Raw genomic sequence first — 2,999 nt, forward strand, 5'->3', positions numbered from 1 at the left:
CTTCCCGCCGTACTGGCGGCTCCTCGCCGGGATCGCCGTCGGCGTCCGCGGCAACCCGGCTGAGGTGCCGGAGCGCGACCAGCAACGGGAGCACCGGGTGCGGGTGCGCCGGCCCCTCGAGGAGACCGCGTACGGCGCAGCGTGGGGCGTCCCGTGGACCGGTTAGCCTTGCGACCGACATCTCTCAAGGGGGGGCCATGAAGAACCCGTACCAGGACCTGCCGGCGACGGCCTACTGGCGGACCGCCGTTGCCGACCCCGACGCCTTGGACATCACCGGGCTGTGGCAGCCGAAGTTCCCGATCACCATGACGGACCAGACCGCGACCTCGGGATCGTGCTTCGCCCAGCACATCAGCCGCGCGATGCAGAACCACGGCTTCCGCTGGATGGACTGCGAGCCGGCGCCACCGGTGCTGAGCCCGGAGTCGGCCAAGACGTTCAACTACGGCGTGTTCTCGTTCCGGACCGGCAACATCTACACGACGACGTTGCTGCGGCAGTGGGTCCGGTGGGCGCTGGAGGAAGAGGTCCCCGACTCCGAGCACTGGGAGCGCGACGGCCGGGTCTTCGACCCGCTGCGTCCGCAGATCGAGCCCGGTGGGTTCTCGTCGGTGGAGGAGATGCACGGTGCCCGCGCGGTGACCCTGGCGGCGATCCGCGAGGCGCTGGTCTCCTCCGACGTCTTCGTCTTCACGCTCGGCCTCACCGAGAGCTGGCGCAACTCCGAGACCGGCCTGGTCTACTCCAACTGCCCCGGCACGATCGGTGGCGAGTTCGACGCCGCCCGCCACGTCTTCGCCAACGACACCTACCCCGAGGTCTACGCGGCGATGGCCGACGTGATCGAGATGGCCAAGGTGGTCAACCCGGCGATCCGCTTCCTGCTGACGGTGTCGCCCGTCCCGCTGACGGCGACCGCGTCCGGCCAGCACGTCCTCGCTGCGACGACGTACTCCAAGTCCACGCTCCGCGCGGTCGCCGGCGACCTCGCGAACGCCTTCCCGAACGTCGACTACTTCCCGTCCTACGAGATCATCACCGCCGTCCCCTACCAGGGCAGGTTCTTCGAGCCCAACCTGCGGTCGGTGCGGCCCGAAGGGGTCGCGCACGTGATGTCGCAGTTCTTCGCCGGCCTGAGGTCGGTCGGGGTCGAGGTGCACACCGAGGACCAGCAGCAGACCCCCACCGCGCCTCCTCGCCGGGTCCCCACCGAGGAGGAGACCGCGGACGACGTGGTCTGCGAGGACGAGATCCTGGAGTACTACAATGCCCACTGACGACCACCGGTTCGCGCTGATCGGCGACAGCAACTCCGCAGGCATCGGCCGGGTCGCCCGGAGCCGCGGAATCCCGTTCCTCGGCGGCCCGCTCTCGAACGGGATCACCCTCGACGGCGACTTCTTCGACGTCGAGGACGGCGACTTCCTCCCGCGCGTCGACGGGCCGCAGGCGGCCGGTTTCACCGGTCTCTTCAAGGCCGGCCTGCCGATCCTCTCGACCGTCGGCTTCAACACCCAGCGCATCGCCCAGGAGCTGCACCACGGGTTCTACCGCCCGCGCGGCCTCGACCACTCCGCACTGAGCGACAACGTGCTCCGGCAGGCGATCGAGGACTACAAGCCCGGCACCGTGAAGTTCTACCGCGCTGCCGTCGAGGAGGGCTGCGACGTCTACGCCGTCTACTCGCCGCAGCGCTTCCCCGAGCCGTGGATGGCGCTGGCCCTGCGGCTGGAGCGGCTGCTGTCCGGGATGCTGGTCGAGATGGGGGTCTCCCTCGTCGACGTCCGGCCCGAGACGACGGACGAGGCCGGCCGGCTGCGGCCGGAGTTCTTCACCGAGCGCGAGAACGACCAGACCCACGCCAGCGACGTGTGGTCGGCGATGGTGCTCGACAGGTTCCTGGACGACGCCGGCATCGGAGTGATGGCCTGATGACGACCTTCCACGACTTCAAGGCGACCAGCATCGACGGCTCCGAGGTCGACCTCGCGTCGTACGCCGGCTCGGTCGTCCTCGTCGTCAACACGGCCTCGAAGTGCGGCTTCACCCCGCAGTACGCCGGCCTGCAGCGGCTCCACGACAGCTACGCCGACCAGGGCTTCGCCGTGCTCGGCTTCCCGTGCGACCAGTTCGGACACCAGGAGCCCGGCGACGAGGCGGAGATCCAGGAGTTCTGCGAGCAGAACTACGGCGTCACCTTCCCGATGTTCAGCAAGATCGACGTCAACGGACCCGACGCCCACCCGCTCTTCGACTGGCTGAAGAGCGAACGGAGCGGCAAGCTCGGCGGCGCGATCAAGTGGAACTTCACCAAGTTCCTGGTCGGTCGCGACGGCTCGGTGGTCAGCCGCTACGGATCGACCACGAAGCCCGGCAAGCTCCGTCCCGACATCGAGCGGGCGCTCGCCGGCTGACCGTTCTCCCGACGCCATTTCGACTTGCGGCGTCACCTTTGCCCATCGGTGGGTACCTCTGAGCCGAGGCATGGGGAGAGGGAGCGAAAGTCGTGTCAGGAAGAGGGAGTGCGGGCGAAGCCTGCCCGGGGACCGTCGACGTGCGGTCGTTGGCCCCGGTCGTGCGCAGGGTGGTCGGTGCGCGCGTGCCGCGCGCCAACGTCGACGACCTGGTCCAGGAGACGCTCGTGCGGCTGATCGAGGCGGGCGACCGGGTCGACCCGCGGACCGCGGAGGCGTACGCGATCACGACGGCCCGGCACCTGGTGGCTCGCCTGTGGCGCGATCGGGAGCGACTGCACCGGTCGCTGCCGCGGATGCACGACGCCGGCGAGGGCGCCCGCCCCGACGACGCCCTCCTCGTCGCCGAGGACCGTGACGCGATGGCCCGGGTCCTCGACCGGCTGAGTCCGGACGACCGAGCGCTGGTGGTCGGGCACGAGGCGGACAACACGACGGTCGGCGTCCTGGCCGCCCGGCTCGGTGCCACCCCTGGTTCGGTGGCGGCTCGGCTGCACCGGCTGCGGGCGGGGCTGCGCGTGG

General features: G+C 70.1%; 4 protein-coding genes. All 4 read left to right on the forward strand.

Annotated features, from left to right (window positions below; genetic code table 11):
* Window positions 1-197 precede the first annotated feature (197 nt).
* On the forward strand, window positions 198-1,280 hold the full coding sequence (locus tag H0488_RS22615) for a GSCFA domain-containing protein (RefSeq protein WP_183101449.1): 1,083 nt from the start codon (window positions 198-200) through the stop codon (window positions 1,278-1,280).
* Window positions 1,270-1,935, forward strand: coding sequence for a hypothetical protein (locus H0488_RS22620; RefSeq protein WP_183101450.1), 666 nt, complete (start codon window positions 1,270-1,272; stop codon window positions 1,933-1,935). The genes H0488_RS22615 and H0488_RS22620 overlap by 11 nt, the downstream gene beginning before the upstream one ends.
* On the forward strand, window positions 1,935-2,417 hold the full coding sequence (locus tag H0488_RS22625) for a glutathione peroxidase (protein ID WP_183101451.1): 483 nt from the start codon (window positions 1,935-1,937) through the stop codon (window positions 2,415-2,417). The genes H0488_RS22620 and H0488_RS22625 overlap by 1 nt, the downstream gene beginning before the upstream one ends.
* Before the next feature lie 161 nt (window positions 2,418-2,578).
* A partial coding sequence (locus tag H0488_RS22630) for an RNA polymerase sigma factor (protein ID WP_183101452.1) occupies window positions 2,579-2,999 on the forward strand: 421 nt, incomplete at its 3' end.

Source organism: Nocardioides pelophilus (assembly GCF_014180685.1).
In the GTDB taxonomy this organism is placed as follows: domain Bacteria; phylum Actinomycetota; class Actinomycetes; order Propionibacteriales; family Nocardioidaceae; genus Nocardioides; species Nocardioides pelophilus.

What these genes read in the sequence shown, in the direction of transcription:
- H0488_RS22615 (WP_183101449.1), top strand. Translation starts at nt 198, where the DNA reads ATGAAGAACCCGTACCAGGACCTGCCGGCGACGGCCTACTGGCGGACC.
- H0488_RS22620 (WP_183101450.1), top strand. Translation starts at nt 1,270, where the DNA reads ATGCCCACTGACGACCACCGGTTCGCGCTGATCGGCGACAGCAACTCC.
- H0488_RS22625 (WP_183101451.1), top strand. Translation starts at nt 1,935, where the DNA reads ATGACGACCTTCCACGACTTCAAGGCGACCAGCATCGACGGCTCCGAG.